This is a genomic window from Umezawaea sp. Da 62-37, assembly GCF_032460545.1.
Classification (GTDB): Bacteria; Actinomycetota; Actinomycetes; order Mycobacteriales; family Pseudonocardiaceae; genus Umezawaea.
Genome location: NZ_CP135965.1, coordinates 7944825 through 7967995, shown reverse-complemented (window position 1 = coordinate 7967995; position 23171 = coordinate 7944825). Strand labels below are relative to the sequence as shown.

The window sequence follows — 23171 nt, the reverse complement described above, 5'->3', positions numbered from 1 at the left end:
GTCAGTCAGTGTGGTCCTGATTGGGTGTCCCGGCCACAGCTTGCAGGAGACTCATCAGATCAACTTCCCCGTCGGCGTTCGTGCCAGCCTCGGTCGTCAGTTCCTCAGCCTGCATGGTGGTGCTGTAGGTGGACTCCTCTCCGGTGGAGGTGACGCCCGTGAGGCGGGCCTCGCCGTAGTTGTTCTGGATATGGCTGAGCGTCTGGCTGATGAAGGGGCTGTCAAGGTCAAGCTGAGCCCCCTGCAACTCCAAGCGTGCTGTCTCGGCGTCGGCTCCGTCGATCAACGCCTCCAAGTCCGGTGTGTCGGTGTAGTGCGGGTTGGGCTTCCGGAGCACGAATCTGGCCCGTGTGACCTTCTCGACGCCGAGCCGCCATTCCGAAAGCGGGATGCTCCTTGATGGGGGTTCGGTGGTCCATCGGTGCTCTTGGTCGGAAAGCAGTAGTGCAAGTGCATTGGCCGCTGCGCCCATGCTGATCTCCGGCGGCCGGTGCTGAATCGCCATCACCAAGGTGTCCAACTCGATCGCGAACGGTGTCGCCGCACCGGAACGGATGGCGTACTCGACGAAGTCCTTCTGCTCTTCGTCGTACTGCTCGATTGAGCTGGCCTCACGTTCGTAGCCGATGCGGCCGTACAGGACGCCTAGTGCCTCCCCCGTGCGGCCGATTCGCCAAGTCCGTCCGTGCCTCGCGATACGTGCACCGGGCTCCACTTTGCGGCGGACCCAGTCGGCTGGCTCGGTATCCAATCGAGTTTGAGATGGCGGTTGGAGCCGGAAGCGAGCGATCCTGCCGGTGAGTGAACGAGTGCTGGCCACCGAGGGAAAGTACCCGAGATCGTCTGGTTCGCGTTGCTATGAGTGAAACCATGTACTACTTCCGTGATCGTGCCTCGTTGCAGGGGTGCGGATGTACCGGTTGTTCACCATGCAGGTGCACGGCTCGGGTACCGACCCAACCCGGCTACTCTTGAAGTGTCCCGGAGGTGCTGCTCATGGACGTTACCGACAACCACATCGGCCGCCGCTTGCGTGAAGTCCGCTCGTGGCGGCAACTCAGCTTGACCGCTGTCGCAGGGCTGGCGGGGATCACGCCCGCCTACCTATCGATGATCGAACGCGGGTTGCGGCCGGTCACCAAGCGCGCCGTGCTCGAATCGCTGGCCAACGCGTTGCAGGTCGCGCCTACCGAGCTGACCGGGTCGCCGTTCGCGCCGACCGATGTCGCAGACTCCGCCGCGCACGCCGCGCTCCGCCAGGTCGAGACCGTACTGAGTGCCGTGGACCTCGGCGTAGACCCCTGTGTGGAGCCGATCTCGTGGGCGGAGTTGCGGGCGCGTGTCGCCCACCTGACCGCAGTGCTGCGGCCTGAAGCCGACTACGGCGCGCAGGGGCGCATGATCCCTGACCTGCTGCTGCAACTGCACTCCGCTTACGTCCACCGTCCCGAGCACCGCCGTGAGGTGCTGGTGGGTCTGATCGACGCGTATCACGCGGCATCGGTGCTGACGAAGAACCTGGGCGTGCGCGGGCTGCCCGTGGTCGCGGCACGCCTCGCCCAGCAGTGCGCGGAAGAACTCGACTCCGCCGAGTGGCTTGGGTTCTCGCTGTGGCTGCGTGGGAACGCGGCAGGGTCGCAGGGGCGTGCCCACCAGCTCGCCGCGTCGGTGCGCGGCATCGATCGCCTTGCCGATGTCAGCAGCCCGAACGCCGTCCAAGCCGCGGGAGCCCTGCACCTGAGCGCAGCGCTGGCCGCGACGGCGTTGGGCGACACGGACGCGGCAGACACACACCTGGACGAGGCAACGGCGCTGGCCGCTCACCTACCGGAGCAGCGCGAGAACTTCGGGTTCTTGCACTTCGGAGCAGCCAACGTCGGTGTGTGGCGGGTGGCGCTGGCAGTCGAGCGAGGCGAGACCGGTCGAGCGGTCGAGCTGGCCCGCGCGGTGAACCCGGAGGAGCTGCCCGCGAAAGCGCGGCGGGCGATGTACTGGGCCGACCTGGGGCGTTCGATGCTTGCCGATAAATCCACTGTGGACAAAGGCGTTCAGGCGATCGTCACGGCCGAATCCATTGCCCCGCAACTGGTACGCAACAACGTGTTCGTCCGCGAGGCGGTCGCCGACCTGTTGCGGCGTGCTCAGCGGGACTCCGGGGGGCGCGAGCTGCGCGGCTTGGCCTGGCGGATGGGCGTGGCCCCGACCGGGTGAAAGTCCGAGGCCGTTAACAGCGAGTTAATCCTCGGCAGTTGATCAAGGCGACCATCTCCGCACCGGCCTGAACAGGGCAGAGCGGAGACAGGAGCCGATCATGGCGTGGGTGCTCGCAGTCATCGGAGCCGTAGCCTTCGGCGTCGTGGTGTGGCTCGTCCACCACGTCCGCCGCGAAGTCCTCCGCCGCGCCCAGATCGCCCGTGTCCGCGCTGCCCTCACCCGGCCGGGGCAAGTGTCCGTCGCCGAGCTGCGCGCCCGCTGCGGCGCTGACACGCTTCGGCGGTACCCGACTCCGATCGGCACGGCCGGTGTCCCCGACCCGGCCGTGCCGACCGGTTCCATCTCGGAGCGTGCGGCGTGAACGCCGTCGATGACGCGGCCGTGGCCGAGTTCCCTGAGATCGCGATGCTGCTGATCGTCCGCGATGGCGGTTGGCGCTTCTTGCCGCAGGAACCCGACCGCGATCAGCTCGACGGCTTCCGGCAGTGGCCCGAGGGATGGCGTGACGGTCTTCGCGTCCGGTCCGGCACCGACGCGCTCGGCATTCGCACCAACCCGGACGGGGACATCGTGTGGGAACGCTCAGGGACTCTGACCGACGTGGTGACGGAGCTGCTGTCGCTGCCCGCGCCCGGCGACCCGAGCGCGCCTTACTTGATCATCGGGAGTGGTCCGGGCCGATGACGGCCGTTGGTCCGCCGGTCCCTGCGGTCGGCGTGTTCCGCACCTTTCTGACGCACCTTGTCGACCCCGATCCGCTCACGATCGACTTCCGGGGCGTCAGGCTGCACTTCGGCCGCTGCGGAGCGGCGTGCGTGCCGATCGTCGGCACGCCTCGCGGGCGTCGGATGTGGTGTCAGGACTGCTGGAATTGTTGGCCGCCGGTCAATTGACCTGCGAAAATCCCCCGAATGGGGACTGTTTGACCGGATCGTCAGCCGCCACCCTGACCACTGTAGACGACACCAGGTGCCTGGAAGTGCGGCTGCCAGCCGATCTGCCAAACACGACGTATGCGGCGCTCGCGCAAGTGGTCTGGTCCGTGCTGAGCGCGGCTGGGCTCGGCGACGACAGCTCGCTACGGCCCGACGAGAAAATAACCGACGAAGAGCTGAACGCGGCGTTCGACAAAGGAATGGAGGGATATCCGTGGGAGCCATGATCTGTTCTGTACTGCTATCGATCGGTTGAAACGTAATGGCGTGCTGCGGACTTGCGCAGAAGTTCACGTGCTTCTTTTGACTGGTCGATAATTTCGTGGCATGTCCTGATGTAGAGGGGGAACTCCGCTTGGTTGCTATTGACAATTTTTGCAAGCAGGTCGCCTAGTTTTTGATGCAAATTCGCCAGAAGTGAGATATCTCTAGATACGCTACTGTTTGTCACGATCAACTGGCCTGCTGTTAAGGAGTCGAGAAAATCGCGCTCGGCGGCGTTGAATCTGGCTGCACTTTCTGCATTCCGCAGGGCGCTCCTTCCTTGTCTCTCTATGTTGAGTAGCAGAACTCGACTTGCTCGGCTCCACTCGGTGGTTTTGCTAAGAATCTCTATTACTGCGCGACGCTGTTCGATTCGATGCTCAATTGAGAGTTGTTCGCGCATGACGGCAACTTGGTCGGCCGATGCTCGCACCTGATCCTCGGCTGCCTGTGCGCTGCGTTTAGCCTCCTCTGCCTGATCTTGTGCTGCTTCTCGCGCTTTCTTAGATTCTGTAAGTTGTTCTTGCGCTATGACTGCTTGGTCGTGCATGAGATCTACTTGCACTCGTGCTGCCGCAACCTGGCCTTCGGCGGCCTCTGCCTGCCTTCTGGAGTAGTTCGCGGCGATCAGCGCGATGAACGCAGCTCCTCCTGCGACTAGTGCGGCGATCCAAGCCACCGTCTCCGTGCCCTCCACCGTGCCCCCTGCCTCGCCGAGTCAGTTCGGCGCGTCTTTCGAGTTGAAGGAAGGGTACGTGCGTCCGCCAGCATACGAACCCGACCCGGCGGCGAGACTGGATGCAACGACGAACCACAGCCTGACGATGATGCAGAGTGTGACCGCCAAGAAGCGCACCCCGTTACCTCAAGCTGCCCCGCCCATCCCTGAGGAGGACGAAACTAGGCCACCGATGTCACGGTGGACGGTGCCGCTGGTCACGGTGCTGGTGTTGGCCGCCGCCGTAGGCGCCCTGGTGGTGTTGTGGCGGTGGATCGACCGCTTAGCCCGCTGCTTTCATCGGGAATTGGCGCGAGAGTGGCCATTCCATGGAGAAAGGTGCTCTGAGCTGCAAGGATAGGGCTTGTCTAGGGCCATGTCCGCGCGAGTTCAGGAGCACCTTTCTGGTGAGCAAGCCTACCGGGTCCTATCCATCGTTGACCATCGACACCGCCGGAACCGGCGTGGTGTCCCAGGCAGGCGCGACGCTGCTGGTCGAGACCGTGCGCAAAATCGGCCTGGACCGCGCACTGTCCACGGCATTGGGACGGTGGCGGGCACCGACCGCGATCCACGACCCCGGCAAGATCGTGTGCGACCTGGCGATCACATTGGCCATAGGCGGCGACTGCCTGGCCGACATCACGACCCTGAGAACCGAGCCGGCCCTGTTCGGCCCAGTCGCCTCGGACCCGACCGTGTCACGCCTGATCGACACCCTGGCCACAGACGTGGACAAAGCCCTCGCCGCCCTGGACCACGCCCGCGCGCACATACGGGCGCGAACCTGGACACTCGCCGGTGATCACGCCCCCGACCACGACATCAGCCCGAACAACCCGATGATCATCGACCTGGACGCCACCCTCATCACCGCCCACTCCGACAAGGAGCACGCCGCGCCGACATTCAAGCGTGGCTACGGTTTCCACCCGTTGTGCTCGTTCGCCGACCACGACACACCAGGCACCGGCGAACCACTCGCGGTCCTGCTCCGGCCGGGCAACGCCGGCTCGAACACCGCCGCCGACCACATCACGGTCACCCGCAACGCGCTGCGGCAGTTGCCGTTCACCGCCCGAGGCGGACGAGTCGGCCGCAAGATCCTCATCCGCACAGACGCCGCGGGCGGCACCCACGAGTTCGTGGACTGGTTGCAGACCAGGAAACTGGGCTACTCGCTGGGGTTCACCCTGCCCGAGGACGCCGTCGAACGGATCGCCCGCATCCCCGCCACCGCGTGGACCCCGGCCTACGACGAAGAGGGCGCGGTACGGGAAGGAGCGTGGGTCGCCGAGGCAACCGGCGTGCTCGACCTGTCCTCCTGGCCCACCGGAATGCGGGTCCTGGTCCGCAAGGAACGACCCCACCCCGGCGCGCAGTTGCGGTTCACCGACGCCGACGGACACAGGCTCACCGCGTTCGCCACCAACACCGTCCGCGGACAACTCGCCGATCTGGAACTGCGCCACCGCCGCCGGGCCCGCGCCGAGGACCGCATCCGCACCTGCAAAGCCACCGGCCTGACCAACCTGCCCCTGCACGGCTACGCCCACAACCGGATCTGGGTCGCGATCGTGATGTTGGCGGTCGAGTTGACCGCCTGGACCCAGATGCTCGCCCTGACCGGGCACGAAGCCCGCCGCTGGGAGCCCAAACGCCTGCGACTACGCCTGTTCTCCATCGCCGGTCGGATCGCCCGACACGCCCGACGGGTCCATCTCCGACTCGCCGCCCACGCGCCCTGGTCCTGGCTACTGCTCACCGGCCACCAACGCCTGCACGATCTACCGCTACTGGCTTGACCAGCCATAACCCGCCCCTACGAGCAGTCAGCACCACTACCGGGCAGTGGAACCCGGCGACACCCGGCCGACAACGGGCCATCTTGGCCATCCCGAACACCGGAAGGAGGACCCATAGCAACCACCGGCCACGGTCTCAAGCCGGGCCGTCACCCACACGAAAGATCCGGGTTAGCTCTGGAAGACGTGGGCAAGAAGGTGACCGCGCAGCTCGACGCGGTGAAAGTCGCTGCCTCGATCGTCGTGGCCGGAGGCGGGTTGTTCGCGCTCTACTTGGCGACCCGACGGCAGCAAACGCAGGAGTCTGAATTGAAGGCCCGGCACGCCGAACTGGCCCAGCGTGATCGAGTGCAGGCCCATACAGAGCAGGTTGCCGAAGCCAATCGCGTGCACGCTGAACGCGTCGCGGATGACAATCGCGCCGATGCCGAGGCGCGTCGCGTCACCGACTTGTTCGCAAAATCGGTCGAACAGTTGGGCTCAGACAAGGCTCCGGTCCGGTTAGGCGGCCTCTACGCCCTAGAACGGCTGGCGCAAGACAATTCGCACCAGCGACAAACTGTGGTCAACGTGCTGTGTGCCTACCTGAGGATGCCGTACACGCTGCCCGGTGACTCGGATGCTGACAATACTGACGAGCAGACCCGTATACGCCACGACGAGCGAGTGCAGGAGCGGGAAGTCCGGTTAACTGCTCAGCGTGTTCTCTCTGCTCACTTACGTCCTGGTGATGACTCTAGCAAGCCAGTCGGGACCTTTTGGGAAGAAACCGACCTCGACCTCGCCGGTGCCACCCTCGTTGACTTCGATCTTGCTCATTGCAAGCTCCGTCGAGTCAAGTTCGATAGAGCATCGTTCTTTGGGGAAACTAGTTTTAACAACGTCGTGTTCGAGGGGACAGCCTTATTCGACGATGCCATATTTAACGATCTAGTCTCATTCAGTGAAGCGAAGTTCGTTGGGGTTGCCGGTTTCGCTTGTGCGGCATTCGATGTGGTCGGGTTAAAAAAAGCGAGATTTGGCCATGTCGCTATGTTTGGCTCGGCCACATTCAGTGAAGGAGTCAGGTTCGACGAAGTGATTTTTGAAAGCGATGCCTGGTTCCGCGATGCGATTTTCTTAGGTTATGTCAAGTTTAATCGAGTGAGCTTCGGCAGGTTCGTTGAGTTCGGCGCAGTGACGTTCCGAAACAGTATCGAGTTCGACGCGTCTGTGGTCCGTCACAGAGTGCCTGCTCGCTCGTCTTGGCCAGAAAAATGGCGGCCTTCCGAGCAGCACGGCCCAATTGAAGGCCGAGAGGGCACCTGGCATGACCTCGTCATAGTCGACACCGACACATCAGGTGATGACCACAACGGGCAGGTCAGCCCTTCGTGATGTTGGTGCCGATTTCCCTTACATGACGAGGCTTCCTCGGCACGTCGCCGAGGAAGCCTCGTAGTGGTGTCGGATCAACGCGTGCACACTGCTGCCTGATCAGTGCCCGTAGTCGCGAATAGCGTGATGCATCAGGCGCATCGGCTGCTGGCGTGCCCACTTCCGTCCATCCGCCGCCTCGCAATCGATGCGCACAAGAATGGAGGTGTCGAGTGTGTCGTGGAGACTCACCCACACAGTGGTCTCGAACCCGATCGCGACATCAGGGCAAACGATCGGCTCACCGCCTTCGATGTCAGACCTGGGGTCGCCACTGAAGCCCTGCACGTCTTTGCCCGTCACGGAGACTGTGAGCGAACGCAGATCCGTGCCAGCAACCATCGTGATGTCGACTGGGACCATGTCCTCGCCGCTGAACGTGGGCCGTGGGATGTGGAACTGAGGGTTGTCCTTCTCAGCGCGTTGCTCTGCCACCTGCTCGCGCAGGATCGCGAGCTGCTCGACGGTCGCACGCGTTTGTTCCTCCGCTGCTGCCGCGCTGCGCTGTGCCTGCTTGACGCCCGCTTCCGCGATCTCCGCCGAGTCCTTGGCAGCGGCTGCCTGGGCTTGTGCCGCGTGACGGGACTCCTTGGCTTCGCGTGCCTGCCACAACGCCACACCCATCGAACCCGACGCGATAACAGCGGCGACTACTGCGATCCAGTCCCCAGCGTCCATGTGTCCCCCCTTGTGTCGTCGAGTCAGCTCGGCGCGTCATTGGTGCAGGGAAGGGTACGGCTCGAACGCGACGAGGCCGCCCCAGCGACGTGTCGGGGCGGCCTCGCGGTCGGGCGGGGTCAGCGGGTGCAGGTCACCGGGGCGAATGGTGGGCTGGCGGGCGCGGCGGAGACGACGCCAAGCAAGTACGCGGCGGCGGCCAGAGCGACCCACCGGCCGGGGCGGAACGCGCGAGTCGAGCTGACTGTGAGCGGCATGGGTTCATCCAGGTGTGCCGACCTCACGGCACACGCCGTGAGGGTTGGAACAGGGGCTGAAACGCGCTTGAAGCCGCGGTGAGGGGCGCGTTCCGCGGTGACCTGGCGAGGGTCGGAACAGCGCCCGTCTGTGCAGCTCAGAGGCTTCTGGGAGGGGCATAGCGAGGTCGGAACAGAGGCAACAGGGGTCGGAACGGCCGTTCCGACCCCTGTTCCGACCTCCTAGCCGCCGAGCGCGGTCCGGATCGCGCTCACATCGACCACCGACACCGGAGCGCCGCCGGGCGTGACGCGCTTCTTGCCCGCCGACGGGACCCCGGCCCGGCGCAGTGCCTCGCCCAGCGCCTTCGCGGTCCAGTCGATCCGCTCCGCCAGCTCGGCGACCGCCACCACGCCGTGCTCGTCGTCGCCGAGCACGTTGGCCAGCAGCGCCAGCACCTCGGGCAGCAGCTCCGCGTCCACCGGCTCGACGGCGGGCGCGTCGGTGACCGCCTGGACCTCGTCGGCGAGCCGCGCGACCGCGTCCGGATCGAGTGCCGCCAGGTCGCGGGCCCCGGCCGCGTCGCCGGTCAGCGTTCCCGCTTCCTCGCGCAGGGCCCGGCCGCGCTCGCACGCCGCCCGGATCTGCGCGATGTGGAGGAGGTGTGTGCGCACGGTCGTCGCCACGCCCGCGTCCAAGTCGGTCTCGCCGTCGGCACCGAGCAGCAGACCCACGCCCTTGTGCGAGGTCAGCAGTCGGGAGGAGTCCATTCCGGCCTTGTAGGTGCCCGCGCCCAGGATCGTCTCCGACGCCTGGTAGGTCATCGTCTTCAGCGCGAAGCGGGTGCCGAGCTGCCCGCGCAAACCGTCCGGGATGACCTTCGCGTCAGGCTTTTGCGTGGCCAGGATCAGCGAGAATCCGGCGGCCGGGCCGGTCTTCGCGATGTAGGTGAGCAGCTCGCAGATCCGCTGTCCGACTCGCTTGCCCTTCGGGCTGTCCTCGTCCAGCGGCGTGTCCAGCCCGAGGTAGTTCTGAATCTCGTCAATGCCGATCACGGTCAACGGCATCCCGAACGCCGGGTCCCGCGTGATCTGGGGTGTCACCTTGGATTCCGGGCACAGGTCGTCGTCCATGTCGGACAGCCGATCGAACCGGTCGGCGACGTCGGCGGCGCACTCCTCCAGCACCGCGATCAGCCTTCGGCCGTCGGACTCTCGCGCACCACGGATGTACCGGTGCGCGACCTGCTCGAACGGCTTGAAGTCCTTTCCGGACTTGCCGTCGGCGATGATCAACCGAACATGTGGGTCCAACGCGGCGGCTGTGATCGGCAATCTTGCGACGAACGTCTTGCCCTGTCTCGGAATCGCACCGATGAGCAGTGACGTCCACACCACCGGCAGGGTGACCGCAGTGCCGCGCGCGGTCGCGCCGAACGGGACCGGCGCCCACAGGTCCCAGCTTGCCGCCGTCGCGAGCGGGCTCGGCACCGGTGGCGCGGAGTACGGGTCGGAGTGCCCAACCCACAGCGTGATCCGCCCTGCGTGGCCCTTGTCGCCGCGTACGCGGTCCAGGATCAGCCGCACCTCATCCACCGCCAGCGCGGACGCCAGCGCCTCACGCTTGGCGATCACGTCGGACGCCTTCCGCGACGGCGGCAGGTCGATGACGACCGTCCAGCCGAGCCGGTCGTTCACCGGGCGCTGCACGAACAGCAGCCCCTCGGTCTTGCCGATCGCACCGGCCGCCCGGAACGCCTCGACCAGGTTGTCACCGCCCATCGTGAACGCCAGCGTGCGCGCCCCGCCCATGACGGTCTTTCGGCCGCCAGCGCCGTCCTTGTGTCGTCCTACCAGCGCGAACCCGGCGGACAGGACACCACCCGCGACCAGCAGCGGCACCGACCCGGCCGCCAATTCGGTGGCGGTGCCGCCGAGCAGCGCGGACCCGGCGGAAACGACGGAGATCACGCCCCGGCGGCGACGGATGACCGCGATCTCCTGCCAACGGTCCGCGAGCCGGTCCACTGCCTTCGCGGCGCTGTAGAAATCGGCGACCCGCACCCACTGCCACCAGGCGCGTGCCGACACCGCGACACCACGGCCGACCGCCGCGGGGAACCGCACCGGCACCACAGCGACGCGGCCCGCCAGAGCCACCCCGGCCTCACGCCGGGACTCCGGGGTCTGCCACTGGGCAGGTAGCCGGGCCACGGCCTGCTCGGCGAGACGGCGCGCACGGGTGCGTCGGTACTCGTCTTCGGTGAGCAGTTCGCCGTCCAGCGCCGGGGCGGTGGGCTCGACCTCGGCCGCCGCGACTGTCACCGCCTCGGCGAGCGTGCCGCGCGGAAACGGCAGCAGCGCGCCCAGTTCCTCGTTCTGCTGTGGTGTGGGCTGTGCCATGATCACGTTCGCCTTTCTCCGGAGAGGTGACCAGGTGGGCGGCCAGGTGTCCAGCCGGTTGCCGCCCACCTGGGCTAGAACTGGTGGATGTCGGACGCTGACGTGGTCACGACTGCTTCCACCACTCCGCGCTCGGTGCCTCGTCGGTGGGGTAGCCGTCGAGGTCGATGTGGCCCGTGTAGCCGCTCTCCCGCAGATTGAGAGCGCGGGTGTCGGCCGGGGTCTCGTCTCGCCAGCTCAGCCGGGACGGCTTGTCGGTGTCGCTCATCGCCGGCCCTTTCTCTTGCCGGGGTGCTGGTCGGCGAGATCCCGCATCGCCTGTAGGCCGTCCGGGTCCTCGGCAACGGCGTGGTCAAGGGCCTGGCGGCAGGCCTTGGCGTCACCCCGGTCACCTGCCGCGATGGCTTCGTTGACCCGGTCGATGACGAACTTGCTGTAGCTGCGCTTGGTCACGGTGGTGTCCTCCTGATCAGTGGTGGGGGTGTGCAGGTCAGTCGAGGACAGTCACGCGGTACGAGGCCGTCACGCTGTAGTTGCCTGCTGTGGTCTGCACGTCGACATCGCCCTTCAGGTACGGGGACTTGTCGACGTGCAGGACGTGAGTGGGCTTGCCGGAGGTGGGGTCGACAACGCTGTCCCCCACGACGAGGTCCTTGGCGCGCTTGGTGGCCATCGGTGGTTCTCCTTGGTGGTGTGGTGGTCGGGCTGATCGGCCCCGGCTGGTCACCGGCCTGTGTGGACGGTGACCAGCAAGCGCGATCAGCCCTCGGCGTGCACGGCCGCCAGGTGCGGCTTGGTGGCCTCTCCGAGCACCTGGCGGGCCCGGTGCTCGGTGATCCCCAGTTCCCGCGCCAGGCTGGCGCGGCCGACCTGGCGACCGGCGATCCTGGCGTCGGCGAGCACCTGGCGAGCGCGGGTCACCAGGTCCGCCAGATCCACCGTCGCCACCTGGCGCGGCTTGGCGGTCGCCCGACGACGGGGCGTCCTCGCCAGAGCGTCACCGGCCTGGCGAGGCACGTTCACCAGGCCGTCGTCAGGCTGGCGAACCGGGCTGGCGGGCTCGGCCTGGTGAACGGGTTCCGCCTGCTCAGCAGCGTTGTCGCCAAGGGTGGCGGCGGCCTGGTGCTCCACGGTCACCGGGCTGGCGGCGGGCACCTGGTCCACCTGGTGAACGGCCACCTGGTCGTTCTGGCGGACCAGGTCGGCGACCTGGTGAACGGGCACCCTGTGGACCTGGCGAGCCGCTGGTGTCGCCAGGTCGGTGGCCTGGTGACTCGGCACCTGGTGGACCTGGTGAATGGGCGACGTCGCCAGGTCGCCAGGTGGGTTCGCCAGGTCGTTCGCCAGGCTGGTGAACTGGCGCTGGTACGCCCCGGCGGCCTCGGTCGCCACCCACAGCAGCACCGGGCCGACGGCGTGCAACGCGATGCCGACCCTGTCGCCCTTCAACGCCGATGGCGCGATGTTGAGCAGCAGGGTCGTGATGCCGGTGACCGCCCGCAGCGTCGTGCCCCACCGGGTCGAACGCCCGTGCTGAGCGAGCACCCGGTCGCCGACCAGGCTCAGCACCAGCGCGGCGTCCACCAGCGGCGTGAGCATCCACGCGCTACCGGACGGGATACCCCGCTCGACCAACCACGGCGTCACCGTCAACGCCCCGTAGATCATCACAACGGACGCAATCGCCCAGGTGCACGCGGAAATGACCCGGCCGATCCGTCCCAAGCGCTTTGCCTCGGTGCTCATCGGGCACCTCCGCAGGCGTCGGCCAGGCGCACGAGTTCGGTGGCCTCGGCAGTGGTCAGCCCGATCCCGGCCTGGCGGTACAAGGTGGCCTGCCGGGTCAGCCACGAGGTGAACCCGGCGGCGGCCTCGTCTCCGGTGACGTCGAGCGCGGCCCCGACCTGGTCCCAGTGAGCGACGGCACCAGACCGGAGCAGGCACGCGACCGTGACCCACCGACCGGCCGTGACGTCGGCGGCGATGCGGGTGCCGAGCGCGAGGTGGGTCCAGTGATCTTCGAGGTCCATGGGTCGAGCGGTGTGCTCGGCGACGAACGCGCGAGTCCCTGCGGCGGACCACTGCTGCACGAGCGCGTCCACGGGCACCCGCTCAGCAGGGTCGTGCGGGCTGCGGGTGTGAAACGGCGTGATGTCCTCGCTCATCGCCCTGCCTCCGTCCTGGCGTAGGTCGGGGAGCAGTTCGGGCACGGAGCCGAGCGAGTGCGGTCGTCGTCCAACCAGACCAGGCGAGCTGAGACCGGATCACCCGCCCGGCCGTCGCACTGCCCGCAGGGCGGCGGGGTGGCCGAGCGCCCAGAGGGTGCGCTCGGCGTGGCACCGTTCTTCTTCTCGTTCTTCTTCAAGAACGTTCTTCTTAGGGTTGCGTGTGAACCGGGAACGGTTGACCCGGAAACGGTGCGACCTGCGGTTTCAGTCTGTTTCGGCTGGTCGGCCCCGTTGACGGGTGAGCCGTTGACGGGTGAGCCGGAAACGGCCGCACGCTGCACAACCTCGGGTGCGACCTCTTCCAGCATCGAGCGCAGGGCGTCCGTGTCGGCGCTGTAGGCCCAGACGTAGCCGCTGATGTGGCCTCGGTCGTTGCGGCGCAGCCAGCGGTACAGGTATCCGCAGCGCTCCAACTCGCGGACGGCGCTCTCCAACGCCTCGCGGCCTTCGTAAGGCTGGCCGGGTTCCTTGTCGGGAGTGAGGTCACGCAGGCGGGATACGCTGGTGGTCCAGTCGTCGGGCAGGGACAGCAGGTAGCACAGGAGTCCGCGAGCGCGGAAGGTGAGCCTCTTGTCCCTAAGTACGCGGTGCGGTATGGATTCCCACCGCTCACCACGGATGTGCCACATCTGGGCCATTGAGGGTGTCGCGCTCACAGGTACACCACCGTGAGGCGGGGATCGGGCAGGATGTCGAGCACGGTCGGACCTCCGGTGTCCGATCGAGGCCCTGCCATGTGTTAGGCGCACGTGGCGGGGCCGTTTGGACGTCCCGCTCAGTGAGTCCAAGATATTGCAGCCGCTACGTTGCGCCTGGACCAGCGGAAACCGCAGGTCCGCACTATGTTTTAGGCAAACGTAGTGCGCGACTACCTGGACTAGACGACGACGCAGAAGGGCCCCGCGCTGGTGCGCGGGGCCCTTCTGCGTGTGGTCGCCGGTTCGGTTCTCCGCAGTGCCGAGGTCACGGCAAGGTCTCCGAGGGTGGGCCAGGGGTCCAGAACGCGTCCGAATGGTGGAACGAAGGGCCTTGTTCGCTCTGAGCGGACCAAAGTGTTATCGATCACACTAACGGCCGTGTCGGTCCCACCTTTTGGAGCAATCCGGGACGCTGGGCGGTCAAAACCGCTGGTCTGAAACCCTTGCCACAACTGCGGATAGTGATTTTGAACCCCGAAAATCGGCGTTCGAGCGGGTTCGGAACACCGTCGAGTGGCGGAAACGCGAGTGACGCGGGTCGCCACCGCCACGGGAACACTGACTTCCGCGCGAACGTCTGAGAGAGTGGAGCCAGCGAGCGCCACGCACCAGCCAGATGCGTAGTGGTCGCAGCTTGGTAAGAGGGCACCGAATCCCCGGTGCCGGGACGGAGGGAGACTCTAATGACTACACCCACGCTCACCCGCCCCGAGTTGACCGCTGCCGACCGCTGCGACCGCTGCGGGGCTGCTGCCCAGGTTCGCGCCGTACTCCCCTCCGGGGGCGAGCTGCTGTTCTGCGGGCACCACGCCCGTGAGCACAGCACGAAGCTGCGCGAGCTCGCTGCCGAACTGCAGCAGGGCTAACAATCGGGGCCGTGTGTGGCCCTCAAGCACCCTTGCCGTTCCGGGGCGGGGATCCGAGAGGATCCCCGCCCCCCTCGCTTTTCCGGGGCCGTTCAGGCCCCAGCACAACCACCGCCTTCGTCCGGCGAAGCCCGGATGCCTGGTCGGGCGGAGCCCGGATGCCTGTCCGGCGCGAAGCCCGGATGCCTTGTCGGCGCAACCGATGCCTGGTCCGCGAAGCGGATGCCTTATCGGGCGGAGCCCGATGCCTGGTCCGGCGAAGCCCGGATGCTTGGTCCGGCGAAGCTCGGATGCCCTGTCCGGCGCGAAGCCCGGATGCCTGGTCGGCGCAGCCGATGCACTGTCGGGCGGAGCCCGATGCCTGGTCCGGCGAAGCTCGGATGCCCTGTCCGGCGCGAAGCCCGGATGCCTGGTCCGCAAAGCGGATGCCCTGTCGGGCGGAGCCCGATGCTGGCGGCAGCCAGACCTACCCCCCGACCCGATCCGAAGCCATCTCTGCGCTTGACGGAGCTTGTCAAGACAGCTTCATCGTCTTGACAAGGTTCGGCAAGTCTAGAACACTCGGCGAGCGGGTTGGAGGCGTCCTTAGACCTGCGAGCCCAGCTAAACGATGCCCAGGACCGGTTCGAACGCTGCCTCGGCGGCGCCGACGAGCTTGGCGTCTCGGCCGAGGGGTGAGCTGACGATGCGGGTACCGCCCACGGCCCTGCTGACAAGGCTGCGGCGTTGGACGACAGCCCTGACCTCGGCGACCACCGGCTCAGGCAGTGCGGTGAACAAATCGCCCAGCACGACCAGTTCCGGGCCGAGCATGTTGACAACGGTCACCAGACCGACGGCCAGCCATTCGGTGAACTCACCGAGGCGGTGCATGACGCTGTCCGGGTCGGCGGACAGCGAGCGCAGCTCGGCGACCACGGCGCCGCGGGAGGCGTTCTCGGGTAGTGCCAGGGCGCGGCGCAGGGCGGCTTCGCCGACCTCGGTCTCCCAGCAGCCCTCGCAGCCGCAGTAGCACCGCAGGCCGCCGGGGCGCACGACCATGTGGCCGAGTTCGCCCACGTAGCCGCCGGTGCCGCGCAGGGGCATGCCGTTGGAGATGACGCCGCCGCCCACGCCGACGTCGGCGGAGATGTAGACCATGTCCGACGCCCCGCGGGCGGCGCCGCGGACGTGTTCGGCGAGGGCTCCCAGTTCGGCGTCGTTGCCGACCTGGACGGGCAGTCCCATCACCGCGCTGAGGCGTTCGCCCAGTGCGACGTTGGTCCAGTGCAGGTTGGGGGCCTCGTGGACCCAGCCGTCGGAGCGGCGGACGACGCCGGAGACCGAGACGCCCACGGCGACGGGCTGGAGGTCCAGTTCGTCGGTCAGGAGTTTGGCCGAGTCGACGATGTGGGTGATGACCTCGCGGGGATCGCGGGTGCGGGTGCGGAGGTTCCAGCTGTCCCGGCCGATGATCTCGCCGCCCAGCCCCACCATCGCCATGGCGACCTGCTCCACGCGGATGTCGATGGCCAGGACGACGGCGGCGTGGGGCTGGGGCAGGACGAGCAGTGACGGCCTGCCCGCCCCGCTGCGCTGCGCGGGGACCCGCTCGGCCACCACGCCGGTTTCGGCGAGCCCGTCCACCAGGGCTTTGATCGTGCTGCGGTTGAGCCCGAGCTCAACCGCCAGCGACGCCCTGGTGGACGGACCGTCGACGTGCAACCGACGCAGCAGCGCCGTGCGGTTGTGCCTGCGGACCTCGTCGGGCCGGGCTCCCGCGGTCGGTGATGTCACAACTCCTACGAAGCGGCCGAACGACGACGCGACAGCGCATCCACGCTGGCGGCCAGGAGCAGCACGAGACCGGTGACGATGGAGACCACCGCGGCCTCCTGCTTGAGCAGGCCCAGACCGTTCGAGATGATCGCGATGACCGCGCCACCGATGACCGCGTCGCGCAGCCGGCCCTTGCCCCCGAACAGCGACGTGCCGCCGATGACCGCGGCACCGACCGCGAACAGCAGGGTGTTGCCGCCGCCGGAGTCGGGCGCGACCGAGCCGACCTTCGAGGAGTACACGATCGCGCCGAGCGCGGCGACGGAGGAGGCGATCACGAAGACGCTCATCCGGATCTGGGCCACGTTGATGCCGGCGCGACGGGCGGCCTCGGCATTGCCGCCGACCGCGTAGATGTGCCTGCCGTAGCTGGTGCGGTCGAGCACGAACGTGCCGAGGGTGAGCAGCACGAGGACGATCGGCACCACGTACGGCACGCCCAGGATCGTCACGGTCGGGTTGACCGCGCGGTTCTGGGTGAGCAGGAAGGTGGCGGCCGCGCTGAGCACGACGACCACGCCGACCTTGATCAGCACGAGCGGCGTCGGCTGGGCGACGAGGCCCTTGCGCAGCCGGGCGAAGTGCCTGCCGAGCACGACGGCGGCGTACCCGCCCGCGGCCAGCAGGAACAGGATCCAGCTGTTGAGGATGCTCAGGTTGCCGTTGGCGACGTTGAACAGCACCTTGTCGTTGCGGATGGGCAGGGTGCCGCCCTGGCCGATGTACTTCAGCACCACGCCGCCCCACGCCAGGAACAGCGCGAGGGTCACGACGAAGGACGGGATGCCGACCTTCGCGACGAGGTAGCCGGTGAGGCTGCCGATCGAGGTGCCGATGCACAGCGCGAGCAGCATCTCGACCCACGCGTTCGGCGGCACGCCGATCAGGATGATCACCAGGCCGACGACCGGGAGGACGACGCCCGGCCAGATGCGCAGCAGCCCGGACAGCACGGCCGCGATCACCATGAACGCGCAGGTGATGTAGAAGACGCCGTCGCCGAAGGCGGACAGCATGTTGCCGCTCTTGACGAGGTGCAGCGCCATCACCGAGGCGGCGACGCCGGACGCGGTACCCGCCGACAGGTCGATCTCGCCCAGCAGCAGCACGAAGACGAGGCCCATCGCGATGATCACGATGCCCGCGCCCTGCGCCAGCAGGTTCGAGATGTTGCCCAGCGTCAGGAAGGTCTCCGACTGCGCGCTGAAGAAGATCACCAGCACGAACAGGCCGAGCAGCGCGGGCAGCGAGCCGAAGTCGCCGCCGCGGACCTTGGCCCAGTACTCGCGCAGCGCCTCGCCCGCCGACTTCGACGTCGTGTCGATGCCGAAGTCGGAGATGGCCCCGCTCTCGGGGGCCTTCTCACCGGTGGTCCCGGTGGTAGGTGTGTCAGTCATGCTCAGTTCCTCGGGCATCAGATGGTCGCGGTTTCCGGGCGGGCGATGCCCAGGTCGCCGGAGCGACCAGCGGTGATCAGCTCGACCACCTGTCCGTGGGTGACGTCCTTGGTCGGCAGTTGCGCCGCCATCCGCCCCAGGTACAGGCAGGCGATGCGGTCGGACACCTCGAAGACGTCGTTCATGTTGTGGCTGATCAGCACCACGCCCAGGCCCTGCTCGGCGAGCCTGCGGACCAGGTCGAGCACCTGGCGGGTCTGCGCCACGCCCAGTGCGGCGGTCGGCTCGTCGAGGAGCACGACCTTGCTGTCCCACAGCACCGACTTGGCGATCGCCACGGTCTGCCGCTGGCCGCCGGAAAGCGACGCGACGGACGTGCGGACGGACTTGACGGTGCGCACGGACAGCGAGGCGAGCGTCTTGCGGGCCGCCTGCTCCATGTCGGCCTCGTCGAGGAGCCCGTACTTGCCGCGCTCACGACCGAGGAACATGTTCTGGACGATGTCCAGGTTCTCGCACAGCGCGAGGTCCTGGTACACGACCTCGATGCCGTAGTCCGCCGCCTCGCGGGGGCTGTGGATGTTGACCGGCTGACCTTCGAAGAGCACTTCACCCGAGTCGATCGGGTGGATGCCGGCGATGGACTTGACCATCGTCGACTTGCCCGCGCCGTTGTCACCCACGAGTGCGGTGACCTCTCCGGCCCGCACGGTGAAGTCGATGTCGTGCAGCACGTGCACGGGCCCGAAGCTCTTGTTGATGCCGCGCAGCTCGAGAATCGGCTCGCTCACGGCTGTCCTCCAAAACCTGGTTCTTGCCTGCGGAAACCGCGGCGGGTGCCAGTCGGGGGCTGGCACCCACCGCGGCGGTTGCGGTGAAGCGGTGTGCTACTTGATGCCGAGCTCGGTGCAGACGGCGGCCAGGTCGGCGACGCAGATCTCGGAGGCCTTGACGGCGCCCGCGTCGACAACGGTCTTGACCTTGTCCTTGGTGATCAGCTGGGCGTCGAGGAGCACCGACGGGACGTCGCGGTTCGCGGTGGTGTCCTTGGTGACGCCGGTGGCGATCTTGTCGGCGCCCGCGGTGTCACCCTTGGCCAGCAGACCGGCCAGCTTGGCGGTCGCCTCGGCCTCGGCCTTGATCGGCTTGAAGACGGTCATGTACTGGTCGCCGCGCAGCACGGCCTGGAGGCCGTCCGGGGTGGCGTCCTGGCCGGTGACCGGCACCTTGCCGTTGAGGCCGAACTTCTTCAGCACGGTGATGACCGCGCCGGCGAGACCGTCGTTGGCGGCGACGACGCCGTCCACCTTCTGGCCGTTGCCGGTCAGGATCTGCTCGAAGACCGTGGCGCCGATCTGGTTGTCCCACTTCTCGATCGGCTGGGACTGGACCAGCTTCAGGTCACCCGAGGCGTACAGCGGGGCGAGGACCTTCTTCTGGCCCTCGGTGAAGAGCGTGGCGTTGTTGTCCGTCGGCGCACCCTCGATCTCGATGACCTGGGCACCCTTGTTGCTCGCCAGCGCGGTCTTCAGACCGGTGCCCTGGAGCTCGCCGACCTTCACGTTGTCGAAGGACACGTAGTACTTCGACGTGCCGCCGAGGTTCAGGCGGTCGTAGTCGATGACCGGAATGCCCTGCGCGTCGGCCTTGGCGGCCACCGCGGCACCCACCGAGGAGTCCGGCGAGGCGATGATCAGGACCTTGACACCGGCGCTGATCATGCCGTCCGCCAGGGTGGTGAACTTCTGGTTGTCACCCTGGGCGTTCTGGATGTCCGCGTCCAGACCTTCGGCCTTGAGCGCCTCGGTGAGCAGGGGCTTGTCGAAGCCCTCCCAGCGTGCGGAGCTCGCGGTCTCGGGAAGGATCACACCGACCTTGGTGCCTCCGGCCGCGGAGCCGGTGCTGCCGGCGCTCGTGGTGCTGCTGCTGCCGCCGGTCGAACTGTTGGCACCACACGCCGTCATGGCCACGGCAAGGCCGGTACCTACGGCGATGAGGGCGAGGCTCTTGCTGCGCATCCGCCATCCCTTTCACTGCACTGCCCGAGGACCGGGCAGAAAATGTTGTGGCGCACAACGTATGCCCTGGGACCGGGTGACCGGAACCACACTGCATCGATAAAGAGGGCACGATGCTGCAACGGAGAGGTAACCGAGCCGACATGTGACTACTGCAAATGCATGTTGACGTCACGCTCGGTCACATTAACCGGTTGCGTAGTGTGTCCACCGTCTCAATTGGAACCGGGACGTCACGGCATCAAAGGGACGTGACGTCCGCGTTGCGAACGCGTGCGCACGTCAGGCGAACATCCGGCCAACGGGCGACGACCGGGCGGCCACGAACGGCCGAACGGGCGGTCGTTACCAGGACCGCAGCGTGGCGATGCGCTCTTCGAGCTGTTCGATCGACGCCATCGCGGTGGGCGGACCGCCGCAGTGCTCGCGCAGGGCGTTGTGGATCTTGCCGTGCGGCTTCTTGGTGCGGTGGTGGTGCATCGCGACGAGCGAGTTGAGTTCCTTGCGCAACGCGGCCAGCTGCTCCTGCACGCCCTGCGGACGGGCGGCGCGCGGCGGGGCGGGCGGGGGCTCGGCGGCCTTGCGCTTGGCGACCTCGACGAGCTGGTGCTCCTGGCGCTGCCGCAGCAGCGCGCGCACCTGGTCGGGTTCGAGCAGGCCGGGAAGCCCCAGGTACTCCTGCTCGTCGGCGCTGCCCGCGAACGCGGCCGTGCCGAAGGACGAGCCGTCGTAGATCACCTGGTCGAGCTCGGCGGAGGCGCCCAGCGAGGTGAAGGACTTCTCGTCCTCGCCCTCCTCGTCCTTCGTGCGGTTCGCGTCGGCGAGGAGCTCGTCGTCCCAGCCGTCCTTCTCGCGGTGCGGCTTGCCCAGGACGTGGTCGCGCTGCTGCTCCAGCTCCGAGGCCAGCCCCAGCAGCACCGGCACGCTGGGCAGGAACACGCTCGCCGTCTCGCCCTTCGCGCGCCTGCGCACGAACCGGCCGACGGCCTGGGCGAAGAACAGCGGGGTGGACGAGCTGGTGGCGTACACGCCGACGGCGAGCCGCGGCACGTCGACGCCCTCGGACACCATCCGGACCGCGATCAGCCAGCGCTCGGTCGTCTGCGCGAACTCCGCGATGCGCCCCGACGCCTTGGGGTCGTCGGAGAGCACGACCGTCGCGGTGTGGCCGGTGACCCGTTGCAGGACCTCGGCGTACGCCTTCGCGGTGGTCTGGTCGGTCGCGATGATCATGGCTCCGGCGTCCGGCATGCCGCCGTTGCGGAGCTGGGTCAGCCGCATGTCGGCCGAGATGATCACCGACTTGATCCAGTCGCCGCTCGGGTCCAGCGCCGTGCGCCAGGCCCGCGCGGTCTGCTCCGAGGTCAACGGCTCGCCGAGGCGGGCGGTGAACTCCTCGCCCGCGCTGGTGCGCCAGCTCGCCTCGCCGGAGTAGGCCAGGAAGATCACCGGCCGGACCACGCCGTCGCGCAGGGCGTCGGAGTAGCCGTAGGAGTGGTCGGGCTGGCTGCGCATCAGCCCGTCGCCGCCGGGGGCGTAGGAGATGAACGGGATCGGCGAGTCGTCGCTGCGGAACGGGGTCCCGGTCAGCGACAGCCTGCGCACGGCGGGCGTGAACGCCTCGCGGATCGCGTCGCCCCACGACTTCGCGTCGCCGCCGTGGTGGACCTCGTCCAGCATCACCAGCGTCTTGCGGTTCTCCGTGCGCACGCGGTGCAGCGTCGGGTGCGCGGCGACCTGGGCGTACGTGACGGCGACACCGTGGTAGTCGCGGGAGGTGACCGCGTTGGTGTTGCGGAAGTTCGAGTCGATCGCGATGCCCACGGCGGCCGCGGCCTGCGCCCACTGGTGCTTGAGGTGCTCGGTCGGCGCGACGATGGTGATCGACTCGATGGTGCGGTCGGCCAGCAGTTCGGCGGCGACCCGCAGGCCGAACGTGGTCTTGCCCGCGCCGGGGGTCGCCACCGCGAGGAAGTCCTTCGGCTTCACCGCCAGGTACTTCGTCAGCGCGCGCCGCTGCCAGGCCCGCAGCGGGCGCTGGGCAGTCGGGGAATCGACAACCTGCGTGTCGGGCTGTGCCACGAACTCATCGCTCCTTCAGCGCAGGTCAAAGATGTGCTGTGACAGTCGAATGCCCTCAGGCCGGTGTGGTCCCGCGACAGCGCGGAAGCCCGGTGAGGGCAGCGTTCAGCCTACCCGCTCGGGGGCTCCGCGTCCGACACCGACGTGGGGTTCGACCGCCGGAAGGCGCCCGGCGGTCGTCCGGACGACCCGGCGTCGGCGGCGCGTCCGGCCCGCCAGTGGCGCGGAACCGCCCGCCATGCACCATGCTTGACCTCGCGATGAGTTTGCCCACGGACGACAACAGGCGCGCCACGCCCGCCACCGCGCAGGAGCCGGTGCGCCGCGGGCCGGGGCGGCTCGTGGCGCGCACGCTGAAGAAGGCGTGGCAGGGCAACCTGTTCTCGGAGGCCGCCGAAGCGGCGTTCTGGCAGACCCTCTCGTTCCCCCCGCTGCTGCTCGGCCTGCTCGGCAGCATGGGCTACCTCGGCGACTGGCTCGGCCCGGAGGTCGTCAGCCAGGTCAAGGAGAAGATCATCGGCTTCTGCCGGACGATCTTCAGCCGCGACGTCGTCTCCGGCGTGATCGAGCCGACGGTGGACCAGATCCTCACCACCGGCAAGGGCGAGATCGTCTCCATCGGCTTCGTGATCTCGCTGTGGGCCGGGTCGTCGGCCATGTCCTCGTTCGTCGACGCGATCACCGTGGCCCACGACCAGTACGGCGTGCGCAACGAGGTGTGGCAGCGGATCTTCGCCCTGCTGCTCTACGTGGCCAGCCTGGTGCTGCTGATCATCGGTCTGCCCGTGCTCGCGCTCGGTCCCGACCTGCTGACGCAGTTCCTGCCCACGAGCTGGCAGAACACCGTGTCGTACTGGATCGGCGTCTTCTACTACCCCGCGCTGGCCGTGCTGCTGATCCTCGCGCTCACCTCGCTGTACAAGCTCTCGCTGCCCCGCAAGCTGCCGTGGCACCGCCTTGTCCCCGGCGCCGTGCTCGCGATGGCCGTGTTCCTGCTGTCGAGCATCGGCCTGCGCCTGTACATCCAGTGGATCACCACCACCGGCTACACCTACGGCGCGCTCGCGACCCCCATCGCGTTCCTGCTGTTCGCCTACTTCATCGGTCTCGCGATCACCATCGGCGCCTACTTCAACAGCGCCATCCAGGACATGTGGCCCGCCCGGATGACGCGGCGGCAGCGGCGGAGGTGGCGGCGGCTGGAGATGGAGAGGACGGCGGAGCGGATCCGCGCCGACGAGCGGTCCACTCCCCAGGACGCGCCTTCCGACGTGCCTTCCGACGAGCCGTCGGACGAGCCGTCCCAGGACGAGCCTCCGGCGGAGGTCGGCGGTGCGCCGTCCCCCGCCGACACGACGCCCACGACCCGGCTGCCCGCGCCGCCGCGGCCGTAGG

Annotated in this window: 23 protein-coding genes; 8 read left to right on the top strand and 15 right to left on the bottom strand. The window is 67.7% G+C overall.

The genetic code is table 11. The features are described from left to right. Position 1: 1 nt before the first annotated feature. The gene (locus RM788_RS36820; protein ID WP_315923844.1) at positions 2-751 is read right to left on the bottom strand and encodes a DUF4747 family protein; all 750 of its coding nucleotides are present in this window, start codon (positions 749-751) and stop codon (positions 2-4) included. Positions 752-996: 245 nt separating this feature from the next. On the opposite strand from RM788_RS36820, the gene RM788_RS36815 reads away from it, so the two are divergent. From RM788_RS36815 to RM788_RS36800, 4 genes are all read left to right on the top strand, one after another. Further along, a complete protein-coding gene (locus tag RM788_RS36815) occupies positions 997-2211 on the top strand; it encodes a helix-turn-helix domain-containing protein (protein ID WP_315923842.1) in 1215 nt (404 codons plus the stop codon). Between the two features lie 100 nt (positions 2212-2311). Then, on the top strand, positions 2312-2575 hold the full coding sequence (locus RM788_RS36810; protein ID WP_315923840.1) for a hypothetical protein: 264 nt from the start codon (positions 2312-2314) through the stop codon (positions 2573-2575). Then, the gene (locus RM788_RS36805; RefSeq protein WP_315923837.1) at positions 2572-2898 is read left to right on the top strand and encodes a hypothetical protein; all 327 of its coding nucleotides are present in this window, start codon (positions 2572-2574) and stop codon (positions 2896-2898) included. Before RM788_RS36810 ends, RM788_RS36805 begins: the two co-directional genes overlap by 4 nt. A 169-nt stretch (positions 2899-3067) precedes the next feature. Continuing rightward, positions 3068-3376, top strand: coding sequence for a hypothetical protein (locus RM788_RS36800; RefSeq protein WP_315923835.1), 309 nt, complete (start codon positions 3068-3070; stop codon positions 3374-3376). Positions 3377-3390: 14 nt separating this feature from the next. Here the strand turns inward: RM788_RS36800 and RM788_RS36795 are convergent, their stop codons facing one another. After that, a complete protein-coding gene (locus RM788_RS36795; RefSeq protein ID WP_315923833.1) occupies positions 3391-4110 on the bottom strand; it encodes a hypothetical protein in 720 nt (239 codons plus the stop codon). A gap of 428 nt (positions 4111-4538) precedes the next feature. On the opposite strand from RM788_RS36795, the gene RM788_RS36790 reads away from it, so the two are divergent. Both RM788_RS36790 and RM788_RS36785 read left to right on the top strand, forming a co-directional pair. Then, positions 4539-5936, top strand: a complete 1398-nt coding sequence (locus RM788_RS36790) for an IS1380 family transposase (protein ID WP_315923831.1) — start codon at positions 4539-4541, stop codon at positions 5934-5936. Between the two features lie 186 nt (positions 5937-6122). After that, positions 6123-7313, top strand: a complete 1191-nt coding sequence (locus tag RM788_RS36785; RefSeq protein WP_315923829.1) for a pentapeptide repeat-containing protein — start codon at positions 6123-6125, stop codon at positions 7311-7313. Positions 7314-7412: 99 nt separating this feature from the next. On the opposite strand, the gene RM788_RS36780 is transcribed toward RM788_RS36785, so the two are convergent. The 8 genes from RM788_RS36780 to RM788_RS36745 all read right to left on the bottom strand — a co-directional run bounded on the left by RM788_RS36780 (position 7413) and on the right by RM788_RS36745 (position 13553). After that, positions 7413-8030, bottom strand: a complete 618-nt coding sequence (locus RM788_RS36780) for a hypothetical protein (protein WP_315923827.1) — start codon at positions 8028-8030, stop codon at positions 7413-7415. Positions 8031-8509: 479 nt separating this feature from the next. Next, positions 8510-10669 (bottom strand): cell division protein FtsK, encoded by a 2160-nt coding sequence (locus tag RM788_RS36775; protein WP_315923825.1) that lies wholly within the window; start codon positions 10667-10669, stop codon positions 8510-8512. 106 nt (positions 10670-10775) lie between these two features. Further along, on the bottom strand, positions 10776-10937 hold the full coding sequence (locus tag RM788_RS36770; RefSeq protein WP_315923823.1) for a hypothetical protein: 162 nt from the start codon (positions 10935-10937) through the stop codon (positions 10776-10778). Next, entirely contained in the window at positions 10934-11122 is a 189-nt protein-coding gene (locus RM788_RS36765) for a hypothetical protein (protein ID WP_315923821.1), read from the bottom strand. The genes RM788_RS36770 and RM788_RS36765 overlap by 4 nt, the downstream gene beginning before the upstream one ends. Before the next feature lie 37 nt (positions 11123-11159). Continuing rightward, entirely contained in the window at positions 11160-11342 is a 183-nt protein-coding gene (locus RM788_RS36760; protein WP_315923819.1) for a hypothetical protein, read from the bottom strand. A gap of 86 nt (positions 11343-11428) precedes the next feature. Beyond that, entirely contained in the window at positions 11429-12415 is a 987-nt protein-coding gene (locus tag RM788_RS36755) for a hypothetical protein (protein ID WP_315923817.1), read from the bottom strand. Further along, positions 12412-12834 carry a hypothetical protein gene (locus RM788_RS36750; protein ID WP_315923815.1) on the bottom strand — a complete coding sequence of 141 codons (423 nt, stop codon included), beginning with the start codon at positions 12832-12834 and terminating at the stop codon, positions 12412-12414. The genes RM788_RS36755 and RM788_RS36750 overlap by 4 nt, the downstream gene beginning before the upstream one ends. After that, positions 12831-13553 carry a hypothetical protein gene (locus RM788_RS36745; protein ID WP_315923813.1) on the bottom strand — a complete coding sequence of 241 codons (723 nt, stop codon included), beginning with the start codon at positions 13551-13553 and terminating at the stop codon, positions 12831-12833. Before RM788_RS36745 ends, RM788_RS36750 begins: the two co-directional genes overlap by 4 nt. A 725-nt stretch (positions 13554-14278) precedes the next feature. Between RM788_RS36745 and RM788_RS36740 the strand changes: the two genes are divergently transcribed. Next, positions 14279-14461 (top strand): DUF7455 domain-containing protein, encoded by a 183-nt coding sequence (locus RM788_RS36740; protein ID WP_106196729.1) that lies wholly within the window; start codon positions 14279-14281, stop codon positions 14459-14461. Between the two features lie 603 nt (positions 14462-15064). Here the strand turns inward: RM788_RS36740 and RM788_RS36735 are convergent. From RM788_RS36735 to RM788_RS36715, 5 genes are all read right to left on the bottom strand, one after another. Further along, a complete protein-coding gene (locus RM788_RS36735; RefSeq protein ID WP_315923810.1) occupies positions 15065-16237 on the bottom strand; it encodes an ROK family protein in 1173 nt (390 codons plus the stop codon). Between the two features lie 5 nt (positions 16238-16242). Next, positions 16243-17676 carry a sugar ABC transporter permease gene (locus tag RM788_RS36730; RefSeq protein ID WP_315923808.1) on the bottom strand — a complete coding sequence of 478 codons (1434 nt, stop codon included), beginning with the start codon at positions 17674-17676 and terminating at the stop codon, positions 16243-16245. Positions 17677-17693: 17 nt separating this feature from the next. Then, entirely contained in the window at positions 17694-18467 is a 774-nt protein-coding gene (locus tag RM788_RS36725; protein ID WP_315923806.1) for an ATP-binding cassette domain-containing protein, read from the bottom strand. 96 nt (positions 18468-18563) lie between these two features. Continuing rightward, complete coding sequence (locus tag RM788_RS36720; protein ID WP_315923804.1) at positions 18564-19694, bottom strand: sugar ABC transporter substrate-binding protein; 1131 nt, start codon at positions 19692-19694, stop codon at positions 18564-18566. Between the two features lie 345 nt (positions 19695-20039). Further along, the gene (locus RM788_RS36715) at positions 20040-21776 is read right to left on the bottom strand and encodes a DEAD/DEAH box helicase (protein ID WP_315923802.1); all 1737 of its coding nucleotides are present in this window, start codon (positions 21774-21776) and stop codon (positions 20040-20042) included. A gap of 260 nt (positions 21777-22036) precedes the next feature. Between RM788_RS36715 and RM788_RS36710 the strand changes: the two genes are divergently transcribed. Then, positions 22037-23170: a YihY/virulence factor BrkB family protein gene (locus tag RM788_RS36710; RefSeq protein WP_315923800.1), complete on the top strand. Its 1134-nt coding sequence runs from the start codon at positions 22037-22039 to the stop codon at positions 23168-23170. Position 23171: the final 1 nt, after the last annotated feature.